20 protein-coding genes and 1 pseudogene are annotated in these 24,263 nt (G+C 73.3%); 10 read left to right on the plus strand and 11 right to left on the minus strand.

All coding sequences use genetic code 11. The features are described from left to right. The 4 genes and pseudogenes from ACOJTC_RS27635 to hutH form a co-directional block, all read left to right on the plus strand. The coding region (locus ACOJTC_RS27635) for an allantoate amidohydrolase (RefSeq protein ID WP_420119078.1) at positions 1-1,084 on the plus strand (1,084 nt) is incomplete at its 5' end. Beyond that, positions 1,081-2,436 (plus strand): formimidoylglutamate deiminase, encoded by a 1,356-nt coding sequence (locus tag ACOJTC_RS27640; protein WP_420119089.1) that lies wholly within the window; start codon positions 1,081-1,083, stop codon positions 2,434-2,436. The genes ACOJTC_RS27635 and ACOJTC_RS27640, both read left to right, overlap by 4 nt. Before the next feature lie 54 nt (positions 2,437-2,490). Continuing rightward, positions 2,491-3,681: an imidazolonepropionase gene (hutI, locus tag ACOJTC_RS27645; RefSeq protein ID WP_420119079.1), complete on the plus strand. Its 1,191-nt coding sequence runs from the start codon at positions 2,491-2,493 to the stop codon at positions 3,679-3,681. Further along, positions 3,669-5,207, plus strand: a pseudogene (gene hutH, locus ACOJTC_RS27650) (histidine ammonia-lyase). Before hutI ends, hutH begins: the two are co-directional and overlap by 13 nt. Positions 5,208-5,633: 426 nt before the next feature. On the opposite strand, the gene rdgB reads toward hutH, so the two are convergent. The 9 genes from rdgB to ACOJTC_RS27695 form a co-directional block, all read right to left on the minus strand. After that, positions 5,634-6,248 (minus strand): RdgB/HAM1 family non-canonical purine NTP pyrophosphatase, encoded by a 615-nt coding sequence (rdgB, locus tag ACOJTC_RS27655; RefSeq protein WP_204927209.1) that lies wholly within the window; start codon positions 6,246-6,248, stop codon positions 5,634-5,636. Continuing rightward, positions 6,245-6,973 carry a ribonuclease PH gene (rph, locus tag ACOJTC_RS27660; protein WP_420119080.1) on the minus strand — a complete coding sequence of 243 codons (729 nt, stop codon included), beginning with the start codon at positions 6,971-6,973 and terminating at the stop codon, positions 6,245-6,247. Before rph ends, rdgB begins: the two co-directional genes overlap by 4 nt. A 46-nt stretch (positions 6,974-7,019) precedes the next feature. Further along, on the minus strand, positions 7,020-7,766 hold the full coding sequence (locus ACOJTC_RS27665; protein WP_204927211.1) for an MBL fold metallo-hydrolase: 747 nt from the start codon (positions 7,764-7,766) through the stop codon (positions 7,020-7,022). 194 nt (positions 7,767-7,960) lie between these two features. Then, the gene (locus tag ACOJTC_RS27670) at positions 7,961-8,926 is read right to left on the minus strand and encodes a PLP-dependent cysteine synthase family protein (RefSeq protein ID WP_420119081.1); all 966 of its coding nucleotides are present in this window, start codon (positions 8,924-8,926) and stop codon (positions 7,961-7,963) included. Positions 8,927-8,937: 11 nt separating this feature from the next. Continuing rightward, positions 8,938-9,303: a MoaD/ThiS family protein gene (locus ACOJTC_RS27675; protein WP_204927213.1), complete on the minus strand. Its 366-nt coding sequence runs from the start codon at positions 9,301-9,303 to the stop codon at positions 8,938-8,940. A 62-nt stretch (positions 9,304-9,365) separates the two neighbouring features. Further along, the gene (locus ACOJTC_RS27680) at positions 9,366-9,854 is read right to left on the minus strand and encodes a Mov34/MPN/PAD-1 family protein (RefSeq protein WP_145918119.1); all 489 of its coding nucleotides are present in this window, start codon (positions 9,852-9,854) and stop codon (positions 9,366-9,368) included. Positions 9,855-9,909: 55 nt separating this feature from the next. After that, the gene (locus ACOJTC_RS27685) at positions 9,910-10,410 is read right to left on the minus strand and encodes a DUF2017 domain-containing protein (protein WP_372444630.1); all 501 of its coding nucleotides are present in this window, start codon (positions 10,408-10,410) and stop codon (positions 9,910-9,912) included. Between the two features lie 55 nt (positions 10,411-10,465). Beyond that, complete coding sequence (gene clpS / locus ACOJTC_RS27690; RefSeq protein WP_420119082.1) at positions 10,466-10,756, minus strand: ATP-dependent Clp protease adapter ClpS; 291 nt, start codon at positions 10,754-10,756, stop codon at positions 10,466-10,468. Positions 10,757-10,886: 130 nt separating this feature from the next. After that, positions 10,887-12,452 (minus strand): hypothetical protein, encoded by a 1,566-nt coding sequence (locus ACOJTC_RS27695; RefSeq protein WP_420119083.1) that lies wholly within the window; start codon positions 12,450-12,452, stop codon positions 10,887-10,889. 197 nt (positions 12,453-12,649) lie between these two features. On the opposite strand from ACOJTC_RS27695, the gene ACOJTC_RS27700 reads away from it, so the two are divergent. The 4 genes from ACOJTC_RS27700 (at position 12,650) to ACOJTC_RS27715 (ending at position 18,571) form a co-directional block, all read left to right on the plus strand. After that, positions 12,650-15,328 (plus strand): LuxR C-terminal-related transcriptional regulator, encoded by a 2,679-nt coding sequence (locus tag ACOJTC_RS27700; protein ID WP_420119084.1) that lies wholly within the window; start codon positions 12,650-12,652, stop codon positions 15,326-15,328. 16 nt (positions 15,329-15,344) lie between these two features. Continuing rightward, positions 15,345-16,631, plus strand: a complete 1,287-nt coding sequence (locus ACOJTC_RS27705) for a nicotinate phosphoribosyltransferase (RefSeq protein ID WP_420119085.1) — start codon at positions 15,345-15,347, stop codon at positions 16,629-16,631. 67 nt (positions 16,632-16,698) lie between these two features. Beyond that, positions 16,699-17,280: an isochorismatase family protein gene (locus tag ACOJTC_RS27710; RefSeq protein WP_420119086.1), complete on the plus strand. Its 582-nt coding sequence runs from the start codon at positions 16,699-16,701 to the stop codon at positions 17,278-17,280. A gap of 64 nt (positions 17,281-17,344) precedes the next feature. Beyond that, complete coding sequence (locus ACOJTC_RS27715) at positions 17,345-18,571, plus strand: MFS transporter (protein WP_420119087.1); 1,227 nt, start codon at positions 17,345-17,347, stop codon at positions 18,569-18,571. Between the two features lie 396 nt (positions 18,572-18,967). Here the strand turns inward: ACOJTC_RS27715 and ctaD are convergent, their stop codons facing one another. Together ctaD and ACOJTC_RS27725 are read right to left on the minus strand one after the other, a co-directional pair. Further along, on the minus strand, positions 18,968-20,725 hold the full coding sequence (gene ctaD / locus ACOJTC_RS27720) for a cytochrome c oxidase subunit I (protein WP_204927220.1): 1,758 nt from the start codon (positions 20,723-20,725) through the stop codon (positions 18,968-18,970). 137 nt (positions 20,726-20,862) lie between these two features. After that, positions 20,863-21,969: an FAD-dependent monooxygenase gene (locus ACOJTC_RS27725; protein ID WP_420119088.1), complete on the minus strand. Its 1,107-nt coding sequence runs from the start codon at positions 21,967-21,969 to the stop codon at positions 20,863-20,865. A 197-nt stretch (positions 21,970-22,166) separates the two neighbouring features. Between ACOJTC_RS27725 and ACOJTC_RS27730 the strand changes: the two genes are divergently transcribed. Next, positions 22,167-22,946 carry an IclR family transcriptional regulator gene (locus ACOJTC_RS27730; RefSeq protein ID WP_307826329.1) on the plus strand — a complete coding sequence of 260 codons (780 nt, stop codon included), beginning with the start codon at positions 22,167-22,169 and terminating at the stop codon, positions 22,944-22,946. Between the two features lie 155 nt (positions 22,947-23,101). Continuing rightward, positions 23,102-24,229 carry a GH12 family glycosyl hydrolase domain-containing protein gene (locus tag ACOJTC_RS27735; RefSeq protein WP_377686782.1) on the plus strand — a complete coding sequence of 376 codons (1,128 nt, stop codon included), beginning with the start codon at positions 23,102-23,104 and terminating at the stop codon, positions 24,227-24,229. The last annotated feature ends 34 nt before the right edge of the window (positions 24,230-24,263 follow it).

Raw genomic sequence — 24,263 nt, forward strand, 5'->3', positions numbered from 1 at the left:
CAGCGAGGACGGCAACGGCAACCTGTTCGCCTGGTGGGGCGACCCGGACAGCGGCGGGCCGGCCACCGCAGGGCCGGCCACCGGCGATCGGGCGGGCACCGGGGCGGTGCTGACCGGCAGCCACTTCGACTCGGTGCCGCACGGCGGGGCGTACGACGGGCCGCTCGGCATCGTCAGCGCGTTCCTCGCCGTGGACGAGCTGCGGGCCGCCGGCATCACCCCGGTCCGGCCGGTGGTGGTGGCCGCGTTCGTCGAGGAGGAGGGCGCGCGGTTCGGCGTACCGTGCCTGGGGTCGAGGCTGCTCACCGGCGAGATCGACGCCGACCGCGCGGCCGGGCTGCGCGACGCGGCCGGGGTGAGCTTCGCCGAGGCGCTGGGCCACCGCCCGGCGGGGGCCGACCCGGCGCTGCTCGGCCGGTTCGCCACGTTCGTGGAGCTGCACGTCGAGCAGGGGCGGGCGCTGGTCGACGCCGATGCGCCGGTCGCGGTGGGCAGCGCCATCTGGCCGCACGGCCGGTGGCGCTTCGAGCTACGCGGCGAGGGCAACCACGCCGGTACGACCCGGATGGCCGACCGCCGCGACCCGATGCTCACCTTCGCGTTCACCGTGCTGGCGGCGAACAAGGAGGCCCGGCTACGCGACGCGCACGCCACCGTCGGCCGGGTGTCGGTGGAACCCAACGCCACCAACGCGATCCCGTCGCGGGTGACCGGCTGGCTGGACGCCCGGGCCGCCGCGACGGAGACCCTGGACGGCCTGGTCGAGGCGGTCCGGGCCAAGGCCGCCGAGCGGGCCCGCCGCGACGGCACCGAGCTGACCGTGACCCGGGAGTCGGCCACGCCCCTGGTCACCTTCGACGGCGGGCTGGCCGACCGGTTGGCGGGGCTGCTGGCCGCCCCGCTGCTGCCCACCGGGGCCGGCCACGACGCCGGGGTGCTCGCCGCGCACCTGCCCACCGCGATGCTGTTCGTGCGTAACCCGACCGGGGTGTCGCACTCCCCCGCCGAGTCGGCCACCGACGACGACTGTGCGGCCGGGGTGGTCGCGCTGGCCCGGGTGCTGGAGGAGCTGGCATGCCACTGACCCGTTGGCTGGCCGAGCAGGCGTGGCTGCCCGACCGCGCCACGCCGACCCCGGACGTGTTGATCGAGGCCGAGGACGGCCGGTTCACCGCCGTCACCCCGCTCGCCCGGGGCACGTCGCCGCAGACCGGGGTCGAAGTGCTCGCCGAGGCGGTACGGCTGCCCGGGCTCACCCTGCCCGGCCTGGCCAACGCCCACTCGCACGCCTTCCACCGGGCGCTGCGCGGGCGTACCCACGGGGGTCGGGGTGACTTCTGGAGTTGGCGGGACGTGATGTACGACGTCGCCGGCCGGCTCGATCCCGACTCCTACCTGGCCCTGGCCCGGGCCGCGTACGCCGAGATGGCGCTGGCCGGGGTCACCTGCGTCGGCGAGTTCCACTACCTGCACCACGGCCCCGACGGCCACCCGTACGACGACCCGAACGCGATGGGCGCGGCGCTGGTCGAGGCGGCGGCGCAGGCCGGGATCCGGATCACCCTGCTGGACGCCTGCTACCTGACCGCCTCGGTGGCCGGCGAGCCGCTGGCCGGGGTGCAGCGGCGCTTCGGCGACGGGGACTCGCTGCGCTGGGCGCAACGGGTCGACGGGTTCCGGCCGACCGGGCCGCACGCGCTGCGCGGGGCGGCGATCCACTCGGTACGCGCGGTGCCCGCGGAGCAGCTCGCCACCGTCGCCGGCTGGGCGTACCGGCAGGGCGCCCCGCTGCACGTGCACCTGTCGGAGCAGCCGGCCGAGAACGACGCCTGCCGGGCGGCGCACGGGCGTACCCCGACGGGGCTGCTCGCCGACCGTGGCGTGCTCGGCCCGGACGTCACCGCCGTACACGCCACCCACCCGACCAGCGCCGACCTGGCCCTGCTGGCCGAGCACCGGACCGGGGTGTGCCTGTGCCCCACCACGGAACGGGACCTGGCCGACGGGATCGGGCCGGCCCGGCTGATGGCCGACGCTGGCATCCCGCTGAGCCTGGGCAGCGACAGTCACGCCGTGGTCGACCTGTTCGAGGAGGCCCGCGCGGTGGAGCTGGACGAGCGGCTGCGTACCCGGCGGCGCGGGCACTTCACCGCCGCCGCGCTGCGCGACGCGGCCACCGTCTCCGGACACGCCGCGCTGGGCTGGTCCGATGCCGGCCGGATCGCCGTCGGGGAACGCGCCGACCTGGTGACCGTACGGCTGGACAGCCCGCGTACCGCCGGGGTGCCGCCGGTGGGGGTGTTCTTCGCGGCCACCGCCGCCGACGTCGACCAGGTGGTGGTCGACGGCCGGCAGGTGGTGCGCGACGGCCGGCACCTCACCGTGGACGTACCGGCGGAGCTGCGGGCGGCGGTCGCGGCGGTGACCGGTGACTAGCCGTGCCGGGCCGGCGGCGGTCGGGACGCGGCGGTCGGCGGCGGGAGGTGTGTCGTGAGCAGTCTGCTGGTCGACGACATCGGCGAGCTGGTCACCAACGTGCCGACCCCCGGCGGCGGGCCGTTGGGCCTGCGGCGCGATGTCGCCCTGCTGGTGGAGGCGGGTCGGGTCGTCTGGATCGGGCCGGCCCGGTACGCGCCGGCCGCCGACCGGCGGATCGACGCCGGGGGCGGTGCGGTGCTGCCCGGGTTCGTGGACAGCCACGCGCACCTGGTGTTCGCCGGGGACCGGGCGGCCGAGTTCGCGGCCCGGATGGCCGGTGAGCCGTACACCGGGGGTGGCATCCGGACCACTGTCGGCGCGACCCGCGCGGCCTCCGACGACGACCTGCGGGACACCGTGCGCCGGCTGCGCGACGAGGCGATGCGGCAGGGCACCACCACCATGGAGATCAAGAGCGGGTACGGCCTGACCGTCGCCGACGAGGCCCGCTCGTTGCGGATCGCCGCCGAGGTGACCGCCGAGACCACCTTCCTCGGCGCGCACGTCGTCCCCGCCGAGTACGCGGGACGGCCCGACGACTACGTGGGGCTGGTCTGCGGACCGATGCTCACCGCCGCCACACCGTACGCCCGCTGGGTGGACGTGTTCTGCGAGCGGGGCGCGTTCGACGCCGACCACGCGCGGGCCATCCTCACCGTCGGGCAGGCCGCCGGTCTGGGGCTGCGGTTGCACGCCAACCAGCTCGGCCCGGGGCCGGGGGTGCGGCTGGGGGTGGAGCTGGGCGCGGCCAGCGTCGACCACTGCACCCACCTGTCCGACGCCGACGTCGACGCGCTGGCCGGTTCGGCCACCACCGACGATCCCACCGTGGCGACCCTGCTACCGGGGGCGGAGTTCTCCACCCGGTCGCCGTACCCGGACGCCCGGCGGGTGCTCGACGCGGGGGTGACCGTGGCGCTGGCCACGGACTGCAACCCCGGGTCGTCGTACACCTCGTCGATGCCGTTCTGCGTCGCGCTGGCCGTCCGCGAGATGCGGATGACCCCGGCGGAGGCGGTGTGGGCCGCGACGGCGGGCGGCGCACGGGCGTTGCGCCGCACCGACGTCGGGGTGCTGCGCCCCGGGACGCGGGCCGACCTGATGATCCTCGACGCCCCGTCCCACCTGCACCTGGCCTACCGGCCGGGTGTTCCCCTGATCCGCCAGGTTCTGCACAACGGAGTGCCGCAATGTCGACTGTGACCGTCCAGCCCACCGGAATCACCCCCGCCGACGTGCTCGCCGTGGCGCGCGGCGACGCCCGGGTCGTCCTCGCCCCGGCGGCCGTCGACGCGATGGCCGCCAGCCGCCGCATCGTGGACGGCATCGAGGCCGCCGGCCGCCCGGTGTACGGCGTGTCCACCGGCTTCGGGGCGCTGGCGAACACGTTCGTCGCCCCGCAGCGACGGGCCGAGTTGCAGCACGCGCTGATCCGCTCGCACGCCGCCGGGATCGGCGCGCCGATGCCCCGCGAGGTGGTCCGGGCGATGATGCTGCTGCGGGTCCGTTCGCTGGCGCTGGGCCGCTCCGGGGTCCGGCCGCTGGTCGCGCAGGCGCTCGTCGACCTGCTCAACGCCGACGTCACCCCGTGGGTGCCGGAGCACGGGTCGCTCGGCGCGTCCGGTGACCTGGCGCCGCTGGCGCACTGCGCGCTGGTGCTGCTCGGCGAGGGGTGGGTGCTCGGTCCGGCCGGCGAACAGGTCGACGCCGCCGAGGCGCTGCGGGCGGCCGGGTTGACTCCGATCGCGTTGGCCGCCAAGGAGGGGCTGGCGCTGATCAACGGCACCGACGGCATGCTCGGCATGCTGCTGCTGGCCATCGCGGACGCCCGGCACCTGTTCGCCATGGCCGACGTGACCGCCGCGCTGGCCATCGAGGCGATGCTCGGCTCGGAGCGGCCGTTCCTGCCGGAGCTGCACGCCATCCGGCCGCACCCGGGGCAGGCCGCGTCGGCGGCGAACATCCACCGGCTGCTGCAGGACTCCCGGGTGATGGACTCGCACCGCGACGACCTGGCGCACGCCGTGCAGGACGCGTACTCGATGCGGTGTGCCCCGCAGGTGGCCGGGGCGGCCCGGGACACCCTCGACTTCGTCGCGACGGTGGCCGGCCGGGAGCTGGTCTCGGTGGTGGACAACCCGGTGGTGCTGCCGGACGGGCGGGTCGAGTCGACGGGCAACTTCCACGGCGCTCCGCTCGGCTTCGCCGCCGACTACCTGGCCATCGCCGCCGCCGAGGTCGGGGCGATCGCCGAACGGCGGGTGGACCGGCTGCTCGACGTGACCCGCAACCGGGACCTGCCGGCGTTCCTGTCCCCGGACGCCGGGGTGAACTCCGGACTGATGATCGCCCAGTAAACGGCCGCCGGGATCGTCGCGGAGAACCGCCGGCTGGCCGCGCCCGCCTCGGTCGACTCGCTGCCCACCAGCGGCATGCAGGAGGACCACGTCTCGATGGGCTGGGCGGGGGCCAAGAAGCTGCGTACCGTGCTGGACAATCTGACCAGTCTGCTCGCGGTGGAGCTGCTGGCGGCCGTACGGGGGCTGCAACTGCGCGCGCCGCTGGAGCCGTCACCGGCCGGGCGGGCCGCGCTGGACGCCCTCGGCCCGGCGGCCGGTGCGCCCGGCCCGGACGTCTTCCTCGCCCCGGTGCTGGCGGCGGCCCGGTCGGTGCTGGCCGGCCCGGACCTGCGCGCCGCCATCGAACGACAGATCGGGCCGCTGAGCTGACGGTGACGGTGACGGTGACGGTGACGGTGACGCCAGCGTCGCCGTAGCGTTCAGTAGTCAAGGCCGACCCGTCGCGACAGGTTACCGAGCGTAAGCAAACCCCCGAGAGCCACCACCCCGGTGCAGACCCTTTGCTCTGCTGCCACGGACGCGACACTCGCTTGAACAGCGAAAACCTATATGCAAGTTCCAAGCACAGCAATCCTGGCGAACACTCGGTGTGTCTGTCGCCTGGAAAGCAGCAGAGCAAAGGATGTCGGGTGGGAGGGTGGGGGCCTAACCGAGACTACTTTCGGTGACAAGCTACGGCGCCGCTCCTTACTCGACGGCCGGAAGTCGGCGAATAAGGAGCGGCGACGACGAGTCGGTCGACGGCCGGGCGTCGTCGCACCCGCCTGCAGGGCGACGGGTCGGTCGACGGCTGACTCAGCTGGCCGGGAGCACCTTGGCGGCGAGCTTCGCCAGCTCGCGCAACGCCTTGCCCCGGTGGCTGATCGCGTCCTTCTCCTGCGGGGTCAACTCCGCATTGGTCCGCTCCTGGCCGTCACCCACGAAGATCGGGTCGTACCCGAAGCCGCCCTCGCCGCGCGGGGCACGCAGCAGCCGGCCGGGCTGGCGGCCGTCGACCAGGTGCTCCTTGCCGCCGGGCAGCACCAGCGCCACGGTGCAGACGAACGACGCCCCCCGGTGCTCGTCGGGCAGGTCGGCGATCTGGTCCAGCACCAGTTGCAGGTTGGCCCGGTCGTCGCCGTGCCGGCCGGCCCAGCGGGCGCTGAACACCCCGGGCATGCCGTTGAGCGCGTCGACGGCGATGCCGGAGTCGTCGGCGATGGTGGGCAGGCCGGTACGCCGGCAACCCTCCCGCGCCTTGATCAGGGCGTTCTCGCCGAAGGTGAGGCCGGTCTCGGGCAGCTCCGGGTACTCCTCGACGTCGTCGAGGCCGAGCAGGGCGATCCGGTGCGCGCCGAGCGCGCCGTCGAGGATGCGCTGCAACTCCACCAGCTTCTTACGGTTGCGGGTGGCGAGCAGGACCTTGTTCATGATGCGAGAGCCTTCCGCTGCGCCTCGGCCAGTTCCAGACAACCCAACGACGCGACGTCCAGCAACGCGTCGAGCTGTACCCGGGAGAAGACGCCGTCCTCGCCCGTGCCCTGCACCTCGACGAAGTCGCCCTCGCCGGTGCAGACGACGTTCATGTCGACCTCGGCCGCCACGTCCTCGACGTAGCAGAGGTCGAGCAGCGGCTCGCCCGCGACGATCCCGACGCTGACCGCGGCCACCGACCGGTGCATCACCTTCTCCGGCTTACCGGCCAACGACTTGCGGCCGGCAAGCCAGCTCACCGCGTCGTAGAGGGCCACGTACGCGCCGGTGATGGAGGCGGTACGGGTGCCGCCGTCGGCCTGGAGCACATCGCAGTCGAGCACGATCGAGTTCTCGCCGAGCGCCTTGAGGTCGACGCAGGCGCGCAGGCTGCGGCCGATCAGCCGGGAGATCTCGTGGGTCCGCCCACCGATCTTGCCGCGCACGCTCTCCCGGTCGGAGCGGGTGTTGGTGGCCCGGGGCAGCATCGCGTACTCGGCGGTCACCCAGCCGAGCCCGGAGCCCTTGCGCCAGCGGGGCACGCCCTCGGTGACGCTCGCCGTGCAGAGCACCCGGGTGCCGCCGAACTCGACGAGCACCGAGCCCTCCGGGTGGGTGCTCCAGCCCCGGGTCAACGTCACCGGTCGGAGTTGGTCGGGCCGCCGCCCGTCAGGTCGTGCCATCCCTGCACCCTATGCGGTCGCATGATCGGCGCATGTCCGGGTGGGCTCAGACGTCGTAGCTGGCGCCGGCCCGCACCACTTCCAGCGGCCCGGTGAACGCCCCGGCCGCCGAGGCGATGGTGTGCGACTCGCTGCCCCAGGCCACCACCAGATGGGTCAGCAGCAGCCGGCCCACCCCCGCCTTGGTGGCCGTCTCGCCCGCCTCCCGGCCGGTGAGGTGCAGATCCGGCGGGTTGTCCACCCCGTCGAGGTAGCTGGCCTCGCAGAGGAAGACGTCGGCGTCCTGGGCGAGCCGCAGCAGCGCGTCACAGGGTGCGGTGTCCGAGGAGTAGCAGAGCACCCGGCCCTCGTGCTCCAGCCGCACCCCGTACGTCTCGATGGGATGGTTGACCCGGTCGACGGTGACGGTGAACGGGCCGATCGGGAAGGTGCCCGGCTGGAGGCCGTAGAACTGGTAGACGTCCTCCACGGTGCTGTCGTCCTGGCCGTAGGCGGTGGCGAGCCGGTCCGGGGCGCCCGGCGGCGCGTAGACCGGCAGCGGCGGGTAGGGGCCGTCCGGGGCGTACCGGCGGACCACGACGTACGACGCGGCGTCGAGGATGTGGTCGCAGTGCAGGTGGGTCAGGAGGATGGCGTCCGGGGCGTGCAGGCCGGCGTACCGCTGGAGGGTGGACAGCGAGCCCGGCCCGAAGTCGACGAGCAGCCGGAAACCCTGCGCCTCGACGAGGTAGGCGGAGCAGGGGGATTCGGGGCCGGGGAAGCTTCCCGCACAGCCCAGCACGGTCAGCCGCATCCGGTCGCCCCACAATTACGGTACGTAGTCGACACGCCGGAGTCAGCACCGATTATGATCTCTACCGACGCGTACGCCACGGTGGGCAGCCTACGCGCAGCGACCGCAGGGCAAGAATCATCTTCTGGAAGTTGTCATCAACGTGACACCCGCGGGGGCCGGCCGACGCCTCCGCCGACCGGCCCCACGACGGGTCAGGCCCAGAGCTGCCCCTCCAGGGCGCTCTCGGCGTCGGCGAGGGTGCCGCCGTACGCCCCGGTGGAGAGGTACTTCCAGCCGCCGTCACAGACCACGAAGGCGACGTCGGCCCGCCGGCCGTCCCGGACCGCCTCGTGCGCCACCGACAGGGCGGCGTGCAGGATCGCCCCGGTGGAGAACCCGGCGAAGATCCCCTCCACCTCCACCAGCTGCCGGGTACGCAGCACCGCGTCCCGGGTGCCGACGGAGAAGCGCCGGGTGAGCACCGACGCGTCGTACAACTCGGGGACGTAACCCTCGTCGATGTTGCGCAGGCCGTAGACGAGTTCGCCGTAGCGCGGCTCGGCGGCCACTACCTGGATGCCCTCGACCTTCTCCCGCAGGAACCGCCCGGTGCCCATCAGGGTGCCGGTGGTGCCCAGGCCCGCCACGAAGTGCGTGATGGTGGGCAGGTCGTGCAGCAGTTCCGGGCCGGTGGTCTCGTAGTGGGCGCGGGCGTTGGCCTCGTTGCCGTACTGGTAGAGCATCACCCAGTCCGGGTGGTCGACCGCGATCTGCTTGGCGGTGGCGACCGCCTGGTTGGAGCCACCCGCCGCCGGCGAGAAGATGATCTCCGCGCCGTACATCCGGAGCAGTTGGACCCGCTCGGTGGAGACGTTCTCCGGCATCACACAGACCAGCCGGTAGCCGCGCAACTTGGCCACCATGGCCAGCGAGATACCGGTGTTGCCGCTGGTCGGCTCCAGGATGGTGTCCCCGGGCCGGAGCCGGCCGGACTGCTCCGCCGCACGGACCCTGACCAGGGCCGCGCGGTCCGTGATGCTGCCGGTCGGGTTCCGGTCCTCCAGCTTGGCCCACAGCCGCACCGGCGGCGCCCCGTCGGGCACCGTCGGCGAGAGCCGGGGCAACCCCACCAGGGGAGTGCCGCCGCAGGCGTCGAGCAGGCTGTCGTACCGCGCCATGACGCCCGCCCTCAGCGGGGGGCGACGGCCGCGCGCCGTGCCGCCACCGCCGCGGTCGCCGCACGGTGCTGGCTGATCGCCGCCGCGGCGGCGAAGCCGAACGCACCACCGGCGACGGCCGGCAGGACGGTGACGCTGTCGCCGTCGTTGAGCTTGGCGTCCAGCGCGCCCAGGAAACGGACGTCCTCGTCGTTGACGTAGACGTTGACGAAGCGGTGCAGCGCACCGGCGTCGGTGACCAGCCGGGCCTTCAGGCCGGCGTGCCGGGTGTCCAGGTCGGTGAGCAGGTCGCCCAGGGTGTCCCCGGCGCCCTCGACGACCTTCTCGCCGCCGGTGTAGCTGCGCAGGATGGTGGGGATGCGAACCTCGATGGCCATGACGTACTCCTTGGTCGGGTGTGCCTCGGTGCCGGACGGAACAGGGTGAGCGGAGCTGGGAGTCAGCTGCCGGAACACTCGTAGTCGACCGTCGCCGGGCTCTGCCCGAACATGTAGGACTGGACCGCGTGCGGATCCACCCCGGCGTCCACGATCCGCACCGGCTCCTCGGTCACCACGCCGTCGACGATCCGGAAGGAACGAATCTCCTCGGTGTCCGGTTCGCGGGTCGAGACCAGCAGGTAGTGCGCGCCCGGCTCACCCGCGAAGGCGACGTCCGTGCGGGACGGGTACGCCTCGGTGGCGGTGTGCGAGTGGTAGATGACGACGGGTTCCTCGTCGCGGTCGTCCATCTCCCGCCACACCCGCAGCTGCTCCATCGAGTCGAACTCGTAGAAGGTCATCGAGCGGGCCGCGTTGTCCATCGGGATGTGCCGGGTCGGGGTGTCACCGCCGACGGGTCCGGCGACCACCCCACACGCCTCGTCGGGGTGGTCCCGGCGCGCGTGGGCGACGATCGCGTCGACGATCGACCGGTCGATGCTCAGCACGTCGCCCAGCCTAGCGCCCACCCGCCGCGCCCGGCGAGGCGGTGACCGTCACAGTTCAGTCGATCATGGCGTTGAGCAGGGATTCCTGCAGATAACCCAGATAGGCGTAGACCGACAGTTGGAACACCCTTGACGACGTGGGATCGTCGGCGACCGCGTCGTCGAGCTCCTCGCCCAGGTCGGTGCCGTCCTTGATCTCCAGCCGGACGCCCATCGCCAGCCGGGCGTCGTTGAGCGCCCGCAGCCACGCCTCGGCCGCCTCGGCGTCCAGCCGCACCTCGCCACCGGCCGACTCGGGCAGCGCGGCCAGCACCGCGCCCGCCTGGTCGATCTTGGCGGTCTTCAGGTCGCCCTCGGTGTACCGGCGGAACTCCGCCGTGCCGGCCGGATCGTCCGGGTAGGCGTCGGGGAAGAGCCGCCCGACGACCGGGTCGGTGTGGTCGAACCCGTCGGTGAGCAGGCCGACCACCTCGGTGGCGACCTTGCGCAGCACCCGGACCTCGTCGACGGCGAAGGTCGCCACGTAACAGCCGCCCTGGCGGCGGAACATGCTCACCCCGTCAACCTCCATCGCCACCGCCGGAACCGCGGACCCGACTCGCTCCGCGCACTCATGAACGGTCCACCGTCGCCCAGAGACCGTAGGCGTGCAACTGCGACGCGTCGTGCTCCATCCGCTCCCGGGCGCCGCTGGAGACCACCGCCCGGCCCTTGTGGTGCACGTCCAGCCTCAGCTTCTCGGCCTTCTCCCGGCTGTACCCGAACAACTTCTGGAAGACCCAGGTCACGTACGTCATGAGGTTGACCGGGTCGTCCCAGACGATCGTCACCCACTGCCGGTCCTCGACCGGCACCTCGTCGGTGTCCGGCGTCTCGACCGGGGCAACCTGTGGAGCGGCCATGCCCCCCATCGTGCCACCGGAAGTGGCGATCCGATGAACCGGAACGCCGAGGCAGCCCCGATCACCCTCCCGAGCTGCACAAACCGGGCGGACTGCGGACACGGCGGGGACAGGCACCGGGAGGCTCGGTTCAGGCGAGCAGGATGCCGTGGTCGAGGGCGTCGGTGAGGACCGCGTCGAGCGCGAGCCGGAACGCCTCGAACCGCCGGGACACCTCGCGGGACAACTCAAGCTCGACCTCGCGCAACGCCCGTTGCGCCCAGGAGCGGGCCGCGTTCGGATCCTCGTTGCCGGGGCTGCGCCAGTGCTGCCAGCACCCGCCGGACAGGGCGACCCCGATCCGGGGCAGCACCTCGGTGCGGGGCGCGCCGGGATGACCGAGCAGGGCGTCCAGGGCGCCGGCCCCGGGCAGCGTCGCCACCCCGGCGGTGCCGGTGACCAGGAGCACCCGGTCCAGTTCCTGACCGGACGGATGGTCGGCCAGCCCCCACCGGACGGCCGCGGCGATGCGCTGGCGTACCCCCTCGGCCAGCGGTGCGCCGAAGATCCGGACGGTGGCCCCGTCGAGGATCTCCCGCACCGCCCGGTCCTGCTGCTCGGTCGCGAGCAGGGAGAGCGCCTCCAGCTCCCGGTCGAGCAGTTGCGGCAGGCCCGCGCAGCCCACCCCGAAGACGATCTCCTGGACGGTCCGCAGGTGGATGTTGGCCAGTTCGAGCGCGAGCTGCTGACGGATGCCGCGGGCGCAGAGCCGGCTCTGCCGCTCCAACCCGTCGGCCCAGTCGTCGCCCGGCGCGTCGGGGGCCACCGGCACCCGCCCGTGCGCCCCGGGCGGCACGGGTGGCCGGGAACTCGCCCGGCGCAGCCCCTCGATGGCCGACCAGCCGACCAGCGCCCGGCGCAGGGCCGGGTGCTCGGCCCGGTGCACGGGATACCAGTCGGCCTCGGCCAGCCCCGGCACCGCGGCCAGCAGGGTGGCCCGGTGCGCCGCGACGGTCACCGCCACCGGGTCGACCGGGTCGCCGGCCGGCGGCCCGTCGGGCGGGGAAGGGAGGGCCACCCCGGTGTCGTCGGTCGCGGCCGGCTCCGCCGCCGCCCAACCGCCCGCGCCGGGGGTGACCACGAAGAAGACCCGTACCCGGGTACGCGCGACCTCGGTGAGCAGGTGCAGGTCGGCGGCGGTGAAGGTCTGGTCGGCGCCGATCACGAACAGCAGCGCGCCGGACCGGACGACCGCGTCGAGCAGAACCCGGCCGCCGGCCACGCCGAGGGTGTCGGTGTCCGGGGTGTCGAGCACGGCGAAGTGCCGCAGCAGCTGGTCCGGCAGGCTCAGCTCGACCCGGCGTGGCGCGCGGGCCAGCGCCGGGCCGGCGGCGGCCTGGTCCGCGCCGTAGGAGTGCGGCTGCCGGTAGCCGGGCACGTACGCGGCCCGGGTCGCCACCCGGGCGTGCCGGACCAGCAGGTGGCTGCCCGCCGGGGTGACGAGCATCCCGGCGGGGACCCCGAGCAGCGCGGCGAGCACCTCGCGGCGGGCCGCCCCGGCGGGGCCGGCGGCCACCACGGCGAGCGGCTCGTCGGGATCCACCTCGGCGGTCGGCGGGTCGGCCGGGAGCGGGCCCCGGGTCGGCAGCCCGACGGCGTCGGGATGGTCGGACGGGTCGTCGGTCATGTCGACCCCGGGGAGTGGACCGGGCTGCATTCGGCCTCCGCTCGACGCGGGCGGCTGGCTGCGCCCGCGGTAGGACGTCCGATAGGTGACGATGGGCTGCGGGAAGGTTACGGGCAGCACCCGGCTTCACCGGAACATCTCGGGTACTCAGCAGTAACTGCGACATTACTCAACTTCACAGCGTCACCGGGTGTCTCCGGACCGATTTACATCGATATGCTGCTCGGATGAGTCGGTGGAGTTTCGTCGGCCGAACGGATGAACTCAACCGTCTGTTGGCAGCGGTGCACGAGGGTCGGGGGCACGGGCTCTTCTTCAGCGGCAGCGCGGGCGTCGGCAAGAGCCGGTTGCTCCGCGAGGCCGTGGCCGCACTGCCTCCCGAGCGGTACGCGCTGTCGTTCGTCGCGGCCAGCACGGCCACCGCGGCGCTCCCCTTCGGCGGGCTCGCCCCGGTGCTGCCGGCCGAGCAGCCACCCGGGCTCTCCCCCGCCGGGGTGCTGCGCTGGGGCGTCGACGTGCTCCAGGAGCAGGCGGCGGGGCGACGCATCGTGCTCGCCATCGACGACGCCCATCTGCTCGACCCGCCCTCGGCGGCGCTGGTCCACCTGCTCGCCCGCGCCGACAACACCACCGTGCTGGGCACCCTGCGCAGCGGCGAGCAGATCCCGCTGCCGATCCGTGCACTGTGGACCGACGACCTGGTCGCGCACGCCGAGCTGGCCCCACTCGGCCCGGGTGAGACCACCGGCCTGCTCGCCGCCCTGCTGGACGGCCCGGTCGACGCCAGCTCCGCCGAGCGGCTGTCCCGGCTCTCCGCCGGCAACCCGCTGCTGCTGCGGGAGCTGGTGCTGGCCGCCACCACCGGAGGTGAGCTGGTCCGCCCCTACGGGGTGTGGCGGTGGACCGGCCGGCTGGAGCTGGCCCCCAGCCTCACCGACCTGATCGACACCCGGATCGGCCGGTTGGACCCGGAGGTCCGGGCGGTGGTGGAGCTGGTCGCCTTCGGCGAGCCGCTCGGCCTGCGCCTGCTCGACCGGGCCGCCGACCCGGCCGCCGTGGAGGTCGCCGAGGAACGCGGGCTGATCACCGTCGTACCCGACGACCGGCGGACGGACGTCCGGCTCGCCCACCCGCTGTACGGCGAGGTGATCCGCCGTCGCTGCCCGGTCAGCCGGACCCGCCGCCTGAAGGCCCAGCTCGCCGAGCGGGTGGAGTCCGCCGGTGCCCGCCGCCGCAGCGACCTGCTCCGGGTGGCGGTGTGGCGGCTCGACTCCGGCACCGCCCAGGACCCGGCCCTGCTGCTGCACGCGGCCGTGCAGGCGTTCACCCGGTACGACGTGCCGTTGGCCACCCGGCTGGCCCGGGGCGCGCTCGTCGCCGACGGCGGCTACGACGCCGCCGAACAGCTCGCCACCATCCTGATGTTCGGCGACCGGCCGGCCGAGGCGATCGGGGTGCTCGACGCGGTGGCCGACGACATCGTCTGCGAACACCGACGCAGTCGCTGGCTCACCGTACGGGGGATGGTCAGCTACTGGGGGCTCAGCGACCGGTCCACCGTGGACACCCTCGCGGCGGCCGGGCACGCCCTGACCGACCCGGGGCACCAGGCCCGGGTGCGCGCCTTCGAGGCGATCATGCGGCTGCACGGCCTGGAGGTCGACACCGCTCTGCGGCTCGGCCGGTCGGTGCTGGACCGGCCGGCGGCCAGCGTCGCCGCCCGCGAGCTGGCCCGGTGCACCATCGCCCACGCCGACGCGGTGCGCGGCCGGTTCCGGGCCAGCGCCGCGGCGATCGACCGGGTGCAGGCGGAGGCGGCGAACTGGCGCGCCGACATGCCGTACCTGCAACTGGCCATGGAACTGGCCCGGGGCACCCGGCTGGCGCTCTCCGGGGACCTGGCCGGCATCGACGCCATCGTGGCCGACGAGTTCGCCGACCAGGCCGGTGCCGGGGACTTCCGGCTCGGCACCGGCTACCTGTCCATCCTCCAGGCGTACGCGGCGCGGCTGCGCGGTCGTGGCGACGACGCGCTCAAGGCCAGCCTCGGCGCGTGCGCGGTGCTCGCCACCAGCCGGGTCTTCGCGGGGCTGGCGCACGCCGAGCGGGCGCAGGCGGCGGTGCTGCGCGGCGATCCGGCCACCGCCGTGGAGGCGATGGCGGAAGCCGACCGGACCCAGGCCCCCGGCATGGCGGTGCTCCAACCGTGGCTGGAGCAGGCGCGGGCCGCGGTGCTGGCCGCCGGGGGTGACCTGGCCGGGGCGGTGCGGCACCTCGGCACGCTCGTCGACCGGTTGCGCGCCGACGGGTTCGCCGGCCACGAGGTGCTGGCGCTGCACGACCTGGTACGGCTCGGCCGGGCCACCGCCCCGGTCGGGCCGACCTGCACCGACGGCAGCCGGCGTACGGTGGCGCAGCGGTTGACCGAACTCTCCGAGACCGTCGACGGGGCGCTGACCCCGTTGCTCGCCCGGTACGCGCGGGCCGCCGCCGCCCGGGACGGGGAGGCCCTGCTGGAGGTGGCGGACGGCCTCACGAAGCTGGACCTGACGGTCTGGGCGGTCGACGCCACGGCGACGGCGCTGCACGGATGGCGGCGGGACCGCTCGACGTCGGCCGCCGCCGCACACGAACGGCTCGCCGCCCTGCTCACCCGCTGCGACCAGATCCGTACCCCGGCGCTTACCGCGTTGCGGCCCACGCTCAGCGACCGGGAGCTGGAGGTCGCCGCGCTCGCCGCCGCCGGGGTGACCAGCCGGGCCATCGCGGGCCGGCTGTTCCTGTCGCCCCGGACGGTGGAGAACCATCTCCAGCGGGTCTACAGCAAGCTCGGCATCACCGGCCGGGCCGAGTTGGGGGCGGCACTGCGGGCGATCCCGGGCCACGGCGACGCTCCGACCGGCTGAACTCTAGGCTGGGCCGGTGAGCCACCTTCGCCCCGCGCTGCTGACCGACCACTACGAGCTGACCATGGTCAGTGCCGCCCTGCGCGACGGCACCGCCGACCGCCGGTGCACCTTCGAGGTGTTCAGCCGACGCCTGCCCACCGGACGCCGGTACGGGGTGGTCGCGGGGACCGGCCGCCTGATCGACATGGTCAGGGAGTTCCGGTTCGCCCCGGAGGAGGTCGAGTTCCTGCTCCGCACCGGGGTGGTCGACGAGCCGGCTGCCCGCTGGCTGGCCGACTACCGGTTCACCGGCGACATCGACGGGTACGCCGAGGGCGAGCTGTTCTTCCCCGGCTCCCCGATCCTCACCGTCTCCGGCGGCTTCGCCGAGTGCGTGGTGCTGGAGACGCTGGTGCTGTCGGTGCTCAACCACGACTGCGCGGTGGCCGCGGCGGCGGCCCGGATGGTGACCGCGGCCCGGGGCCGGGCCCTGATCGAGATGGGTTCCCGGCGGGCCCACGAGGAGGCGGCGGTGGCCGCCGCGCGGGCGGCGTACCTGGCCGGGTTCCGGTTCACCTCCAACCTCGCCGCCGGCCAGCGCTACGGCATCCCCACCGCCGGGACCGCCGCGCACGCGTTCACCCTGCTGCACGACGACGAGCGGACGGCGTTCGCCTCGCAGGTCGCCACGCTGGGCCGGGACACCACGCTGCTCGTCGACACGTACGACATCAGCCAGGGCATCCGGACCGCCATCGAGGTGGCCGGGCCACAGCTACGGGCCGTCCGGATCGACTCCGGTGACCTCGCGGTCATCGCCCAGCAGTCCCGGGAGCTGCTCGACTCACTCGGCGCCACCGAGACGAAGATCATCGTCTCGGGGGATCTCGACGAGTACGCCATCGCCGCGCTCGCCGCCGAACCCGTCGACATGTACGGCGCGGGCACCGCCGTGGTGACCGGCTCCGGCGCGCCCACCGCCAGCCTGGTCTACAAGCTGGTCGAGGTGGACGGGCGGCCGGTGGTCAAGCGTTCCGAGAACAAGGGCACCATCGGGGGCCGGAAGGTCGCGGTACGCCGGCACAAGCCCACCGGCACCGCCACCGAGGAGGTCGTCGTCTCGCAGGGGGTACCGGACCGGCAGGCCAACGACCGGCTGCTGCAGCACTCGTACGTGGTCGACGGCGAACCGGTCGACCTGCCGGGCATCGAGCAGTCCCGCGAGCACCTGCGCCAGTGCCTGATCTCGATCCCGTGGGAGGGGTTGAAGCTCTCCGCCGGTGATCCGGCGATCCCGGTCACGGTCGTACCGGCCGGTTGAGCCGCCGGGGCAGACTGGGTCGTGCCGCAGGTGGATCACCGGTGGCGAGCGGAGAGGAAGGGCACCGATGGCCAACGCGCTGATCATCGTGGACGTGCAGAACGACTTCTGTGAGGGCGGTTCCCTGGCCGTCACCGGGGGCGCGGGCGTCGCCGCCGGCATCTCGGGCCTGCTGGCCGGGGACCCGCGGCGGTGGGACCACGTGGTCGCCACCAAGGACTACCACGTCGACCCGGGGGCGCACTTCGGCGACCCGCCGGACTACGTCGAGTCGTGGCCCCGGCACTGCGTGGTCGGCACCCCGGGCAGCGAGTTCCACCCCGACCTGGTGACCGACCGGGTCGAGGCGATCTTCCACAAGGGCGAGCACGCCGCCGCGTACTCCGGGTTCGAGGGGCACGCCGACGACGGCGAGTGCCTGGCCGACTGGCTGCGTCGGCACGACGTGGACCGGGTCGACGTGGTCGGCATCGCCACCGACCACTGCGTGCGGGCCACCGCCCTGGACGCCGCCCGGGAGGGCTTCGCCACCACCGTGCTGCTCGACCTGACGGCGGCGGTCGCGCCGGCGACGCTGGACGTGGCGCTGCGGGCGATGGACGGCGCCGGGGTGACCCTGCGCGGGGAGCCGGTGATCAGCGCCGCATGAGCCGGTAATCGCTTGCCGATGTCGTACCCCCGGTCCAGGATGACCGCCGGAGGTACGGAGCATCATGACGTTGACGCCTTACCGGCAGGCCCTGGCCCAGCCCGGCCTGCGGGCCCTGCTGCTGGTGGCGGTGCTGGCCCGCATCCCGCTCACCGCGACGGGGGTGACGCTCACCTTCTACGTGGTGCTGGAGCTGGGCCGGGGTTACGGTGCCGCCGGCCTGGTCGGTGCCGCGTCGGTCGCCGGCACCGCCATCGGTTCGCCCCTGCTGGGCCGGCTGGTCGACAGGCGTGGTCTGCGTCCGGTGGTCGCGGTGACCACCGTGGTCGAGGCGGCCTTCTGGGCGAGCGCCCCGACGTTGAGCCTGCCGCTGCTGCTGCCCGCCGCGTTCGTGGCCGGGCTGTTCGCGCTGCCGGTCTTCTCGGTGGTCCGGCAGTCGATCGCCGCGCTGGTGCCGGTCCAGCGCCGCCGCCCCGCGTACGCGCTGGACTCGATGTCGATGGAGCTGTCCTTCATGATCGGGCCGGCGCTGGCCGTGGCGCTGGCCACCGCCGTCTCGCCCCGGGTCACGCTCTGGGCGGTGGGCGCGGGCATCGTCGGCGCGGGCATCGTGCTCTGGCTGCTCGATCCGCCCATCCGTAGCGTGGACGAGCCGGTCGGTCCGCAGCCCCGGGTGCCCCGGCGGCAGTGGCTGACCAGCCGCCTGCTCGCGGTGTTCGCGGTGAGCACCGCCGCGACCCTGGTGCTCGGCGGCACCGACGTGGCGGTGGTGGCGGTGCTGCGGGCCGGCGGCGAGGTCGGCTGGACGGGCGCGGTGCTCACCGCCTGGGCGATCGCCTCGCTGGTCGGTGGCTTCGCGTACGGGGCCGTCCGCCGCTCCTTCTCCCCGCTGGCCCTGGCCGCCCTGCTCAGCCTCTGCACCATCCCGGTCGGGTTGGGTGGCGGCCACTGGTGGCTGCTCTGCCTGACCCTGCTGCCGGCCGGCGCGCTCTGCGCCCCCACCATCGCCGCCACCGCCGACGCGGTCAGCCGGCTCGCCCCGGCCGGGGTCCGCGGTGAGGCGATGGGCCTGCACGGCTCCGCCACCACGGTCGGCATCGCGCTCGGCGCTCCGCTGGCCGGCGCGGTGATCGACGCCTCGGTGCCGCTCTGGGGCTTCGTGGTCACCGGGGCGGTGGGGCTGCTGGTGACCCTGGTGGTCCTGCCGACGGAGCTGCGTCACCGCCGCCCGCCCGTCGCCCCGGCATCCACCCTGTCCACGCCGGCACCAGAACCGGCACCGGCCGCCTGAGCCCGCTGGCCGCGCTCGTGGCCGTGTGCGGGCCGGCGGCGTAACCGGGTAGCCGGCGGCGGCGCACTGCCGGTCGCGTCCGACCCTGCCGGACCCGTGGCCCGGAGCCGTCCTCAACCGCGATGCCTGCGCCGCCGGGACACGTACCTCTGCGCGTGAGCGGTATGCCTGAGCGTCATCAATATGCCTCTCAGGCATACCGCCCATCGAGAGTGGGTCACCCTGAGGCTTCGCACCTGGGGAGGCGCACCCAAGGCGTGATCGCCGCCAGCCCCTCCACCTCAGTCATCCCGAGGACGAGCCGAGGGGCACCGCGTGAAGCGAAAGGCAGCGCGCGAAGCGAAGGGCACCGCGCCCCGGTGGGGTGCGGTGCCCTTCGGTGGTTCGTGCCGGGCGTCAGCGCCGGTCGAGGTTCCCGGCGGTGTCCTCCTGGTAGCTGGCGCCGCCGTTGACCTCGCTGGTCAGTGGCTTGGCACCACCCTCCGGCGGGCCGGCGAGGCTCTGCCCGGCGGCCAGCTCGGGGAACTTCGCGTCGAACGCCGGCCGCTCGGAGCGGATCCGGGGCATCCGGTCGAAGTTCCGCAGCGGCGGCGGAGAGCTGGTCGCCCACTCCAGCGAGTTGCCGTGGCCCCACGGGTCGTCCACCTCGACGACCGGCCCGGTCTTGTACGACTTCCAGCAGTTCCAGATGAACGGCAGGGTCGAGATACCGGTGATGAACGCGCCGATCGTGGAGATCATGTTGAGCGTGGTGAAGCCGTCGCCGGGCAGGTAGTCGGCGTACCGGCGGGGCATGCCCTCGGCGCCGAGCCAGTGCTGCACCAGGAAGGTGGTGTGGAAGCCGATCATCGTGAGCCAGAAGTGAATCTTGCCCAGGCGCTCGTCGAGCATCCGGCCGAACATCTTCGGGAACCAGAAGTAGATGCCGCCGAAGACGGCGAACACGATGGTGCCGAAGAGCACGTAGTGGAAGTGCGCCACGACGAAGTAGTTGTCGTGCAGGTGGAAGTCGAGCGGCGGGCTGGCCAGCAGCACCCCGGTCAGACCACCGAAGAGGAAGGTCACCAGGAAGCCGATGGCGAACAGCATCGGCGTCTCGAAGGTGATCTGGCCCCGCCACATGGTGCCGATCCAGTTGAAGAACTTCATGCCGGTCGGCACGGCGATCAGGTAGCTGAGGAAGCTGAAGAACGGCAGCAGCACCTGGCCGGTGGCGAACATGTGGTGCGCCCAGACGCTCATCGACAGGGCGGCGATGGCGATGGTGGCGGCGACGAGGCCCTTGTAGCCGAAGATCGGCTTGCGGGAGAAGACCGGGATGATCTCGGTAATGATGCCGAAGAACGGCAGCGCGATGATGTACACCTCGGGGTGGCCGAAGAACCAGAAGAGGTGCTGCCACAGCATCGGGCCACCGGTGGCCGGGTCGTAGACGTGCGCGCCGAGCAGCCGGTCCGCGGCCAGCGCGAAGAGCGCGGCGGCCAGCAGCGGGAAGACCAGGATCGCCAGCAGGCTGGTGACCAGCATGTTCCACGTGAAGATCGGCATCCGGAACATGGTCATGCCGGGGGCGCGCAGGGTCAGGATCGTGGTGATCAGGTTGACCGCGCCGAGGATGGTGCCCAGACCGGAGATGGCCAGGCCGACGACCCACATGTTCGCGCCGACGCCGGGCGAGTGTTCGATGCTGCTCAGCGGGGTGTAGGCGGTCCAGCCGAAGTCGGCCGCGCCACCCGGGCTGAGGAAGCCGGCGGTCGCCATCGTGCCGCCGAACAGGTACAGCCAGTAGGCGAAGGCGTTCAGCCGGGGGAACGAGACGTCGGGGGCACCGATCTGCAGCGGCACGACGTAGTTCGCGAACGCGAACACGATCGGCGTCGCGAAGAACAGCAGCATGATCGTGCCGTGCATGGTGAACAGCTGGTTGTACTGCTCCGGCGACAGGAACTGCATGCCCGGCCGCGCCAGCTCGGCTCGCATGATCAGGGCCATCAGGCCACCGATCATGAAGAACACGAACGCGGTGACCATGTACATGATCCCGATCTGCTTCGCGTCCGTGGTGCGCAGCAGCCGCGCGATGGCCGACCCCTTGACCGGCTCTCGGACCGGCCATGGCCGGGTCACGACCGGCTTGGGTGCGACGGTGGTCACGAATGGCCTCCGGTTCTCGGTTGTCCCGCTCGGCACGCCTCGTCAACTGCGGGCCGTCATCCGAAAGGATGTTAGTCCCCGGCAGGTGGCAGCACCGCTCGGGGTGCTCTGGCACCATGTCCGGTCACCCGACGCGCCTACAGCGGGTCGACCAGGAGCCGGTAGTGCTCGCCGAAGATCCGCCCGCCCCGCCCGCGCAGCAACGGGTCGCGCAGCGCCGGCGGCACGTCCCGGGTGCGGTTGCGGTCGCGGGTCCGGTCCCGCACCCATCGGGTACGCGGACGACGGCGGCTCTCGTACGCGACCAGGGCCGCCTCGACGCTGCCGGCGGCGCGCAGCGACTCGGCGAGGACCACCGCGTCCTCCAGCGCCATCGCGATCCCCTGGGACAGGGTGGGCGCGGTGGCGTGCGCGGCGTCGCCGACCAGCAGCACCCGGCCCCGGTGCCAGCGGCCCAGTTCGACCTCGTCGGTGAGCCCGACCTGCACGTCGCGCCAGGCGGCCAGCACCGCCGGGACCGGCCCGCCGTAGCCGCCGAAGAGTTCGTGCAGCCGGGCGACCGGGTCGGCCGGGGCGACGGTGCCGGCCTCGTCGGCGTAGCAGTAGAGCCGCCCGGCGCCGAGCGGCACCACGAGGAAGCCGGCCCGCCGGCCGAGCAGCGCCGTCCAGTCGGGCACGTCCGGGCCGTCGCGCACCACGCCCCGGTAGACCACCTGACCGGCGGGGCGGGGCGGGCCGCCGAGCGCGGCCAGGGAGCGGACCGCCGAGCGGGGGCCGTCGGCGCCGATCACCAGTTCGTACTCGCCGCCGGTGCCGTCGGTGAAGGTGACCGCGACCCCGGCGGGCAGCAGCTCGACGGTGCTCACCTCGGCGCCGTGCCGCACGGCGCCCCCGGCACCGCTGAGCAGCACCTGGTAGAGGTCGCGGCGGGGTAGCGCCCGGCACTCCCCCACCTCGGCCCAGAGCGTGTCGAGGTCCACCTCGCAGAGCGGGTCGCCGGCGGCGTCGAGGAACCGTTGGCGGTGGATCACCTGCCCGAGCGGGCGGACCGGGCCGTCGAGGTCGAGCCGGCGCAGCGCGCGGGCGGCGTTGCCGGGCAGGTAGAGGCCGGTGTCGGCCAGTTCGTTCGGGGGGAGTTTCTCGGTGACGTCCGGCCGGAACCCGGCCAACCGCAGGGCCCGGGCGACGGCCAGACCGGCGATGCCCGCGCCGACGACGAGGATGCGCAGGGGGGAGCCACGCATGGTGGTGTACGCCTCCGGAGGGGATCGGTACGCGGTGAAGGCAAGACACTACTCCGCGCGATCGGCGCACACCAGAGCCGATGATCCCCCCGTCCGGCACGCTCCGAACCGGACAGAAAGTTGTCCAGCCCACTGAACGGGGTTCGATCGAAGAATACCCATCGGCCGGATGTCGTTCGTCTCACTACAGTGACGGCGTGACAACGGAAGAGTCATACCGCTCGGTCAAGTCGGCGGGTCGGGCACTGGACGTGCTGGAGGCGCTCGCCACCCCGGACGGCCCCCGCTCACCGGTGGAGCTGAGCCGGGCGCTGGGCATTCCCAAGAGCAGCCTGCACGCCATCCTGCGGACCCTGCTGGACCGCGAGTGGGTGGCCGCCGATCCGACCGGCACCCGGTTCTCGGTGGGGTTGCGGGCGCTGGAGGTCGGCGCGACGTTCCTGGCCGGCGCGGACGTCGCCGCCCTGCACGAGGTGACCCTGGACCGGCTGGCCGAGTTCTCCGGCGAGACGGTGCAGCTCTACCGGCTCGACCGGGGCGCGGTGGTGCTGCTGGCCCGGCGGGACTCGGCGCACGTCGTCCGGCCGGTCTGCGCGGTGGGTCGGCGGCTGCCCGCGCACGCCACCGCGGCCGGCAAGGCGCTGCTCGCCGCGCGGTCCGACGAGGAGGTGGACCGGCTGTTGCAGTGGCCGCTGCCGGCGGTGACCGGGCGGACGGTCACCACGCCGGAGGCGCTGCGCGCCGAGTTGGCCGCGGTGCGGCGGCGGGGCTGGGCCGAGGAGTGGGAGGAGTGCGGTCCGGGGCTGGCGGCGGTGGCGGTGGCCGTACCGCTGCGGGAGCCGGCGGTGGACGCGATCTCGGTGGCCGCGCCGGTGGACCGGCTGGGTCCGGAGGTACGGACGCGGCTGGCGGCGGTGTTGCGGGAGGCGGCGGCGCAGGTTCGGACGGCGCGCACGCTGCTCTCGCCCAACCTGTAGAACGCGGTTCACGTACGGGGACGAGATCGGCCGCTCACTTAACCGGTTCAGTTGCATAGCAGTTTCAAGTATGTAAATGTGTTCGGGACCGTGGGAGCGCTCCCGGTCATGTCCGACACACCTCCGGCGCCCCCGCGTCGCAGCCAAGGAGCATCATGAAGCGTCCATTGCGGGCCCTCGCCGCCGCCGGCCTCCTGGCCGTCGGCACGATCGTGGCCGTCGCCGTCGGCGGCACCGCCTCCGCCGACACCCAGATCTGTGAGCAGTACGGCTCCACCGTCATCGGCGGCCGGTACGTGGTCCAGAACAACCGCTGGGGCACCACCGCCCAGCAGTGCATCAACGTCACCGGCAGCGGCTTCAGCATCACCAGCCAGCAGGGTTCCGCGCCGACCAACGGGGCCCCGGTGTCGTACCCGTCGATCTTCGTCGGCTGCCACTACACCAACTGCTCGCCGGGCACCAACCTGCCGGCCCAGGTGAAGTCGATCAGCAGCGCGCCGGGCAGCATCTCCTTCAACTACGTGGGTGGCGCGATCTACGACGCCGCCTACGACATCTGGCTCGACCCGTCGCCCAAGCGGGACGGCGTCAACGCCATGGAGATCATGATCTGGTTCAACCGGCAGGGCAGCATCCAGCCGATCGGCTCGCCGGTGGGTAACACGAACATCGCGGGCCGCAGCTGGGAGGTGTGGCGCGGCAACAACGGCGGCAACAACGTCATCTCGTACGTCGCCCCGTCGGCGATCCAGAGCATGAGCTTCAACGTGCTGGACTTCATCGCCGACACCCGCAACCGGGGAGCGATCACCAACGACTGGTACCTGACCAGCATCCAGGCCGGTTTCGAGCCCTGGCAGGGCGGTGCCGGGCTGGCCGTCACCAACTTCTCCCAGACCGTCAACACCGGTGGCAACCCGCCGCCCACCACCGCCCCGCCGACCACGCCCCCGCCCAGCGGCGGCGGCTGCGCGGTGAAGTACACCTCCAACTCGTGGAACAACGGCTTCACCGCCGACGTGACCATCACCAACCGGGGCGCAAGCGCCATCAACGGCTGGACGCTGACCTACAACCTGCCCAGCGGGCAGCAGGTCACCAGCTCGTGGAACGCCACCGTCAGCCAGAGCGGGTCCACGGTGACCGCACGCAACGCCGCGCACAACGGCAGCATCTCCCCCGGTGGCACCGCCACCTTCGGCTACCAGGGCTCGCTGAACGGGACGTACTCGGCGCCGACCAGCTTCTCGCTCAACGGCACCGCCTGCGCCCGCGCCTGAACCCCACACCACCCACCACCACGCGGGGGGCGTG

Source organism: Micromonospora sp., from assembly GCF_048594385.1.
In the GTDB taxonomy this organism is placed as follows: Bacteria; Actinomycetota; Actinomycetes; order Mycobacteriales; family Micromonosporaceae; genus Micromonospora; species Micromonospora wenchangensis.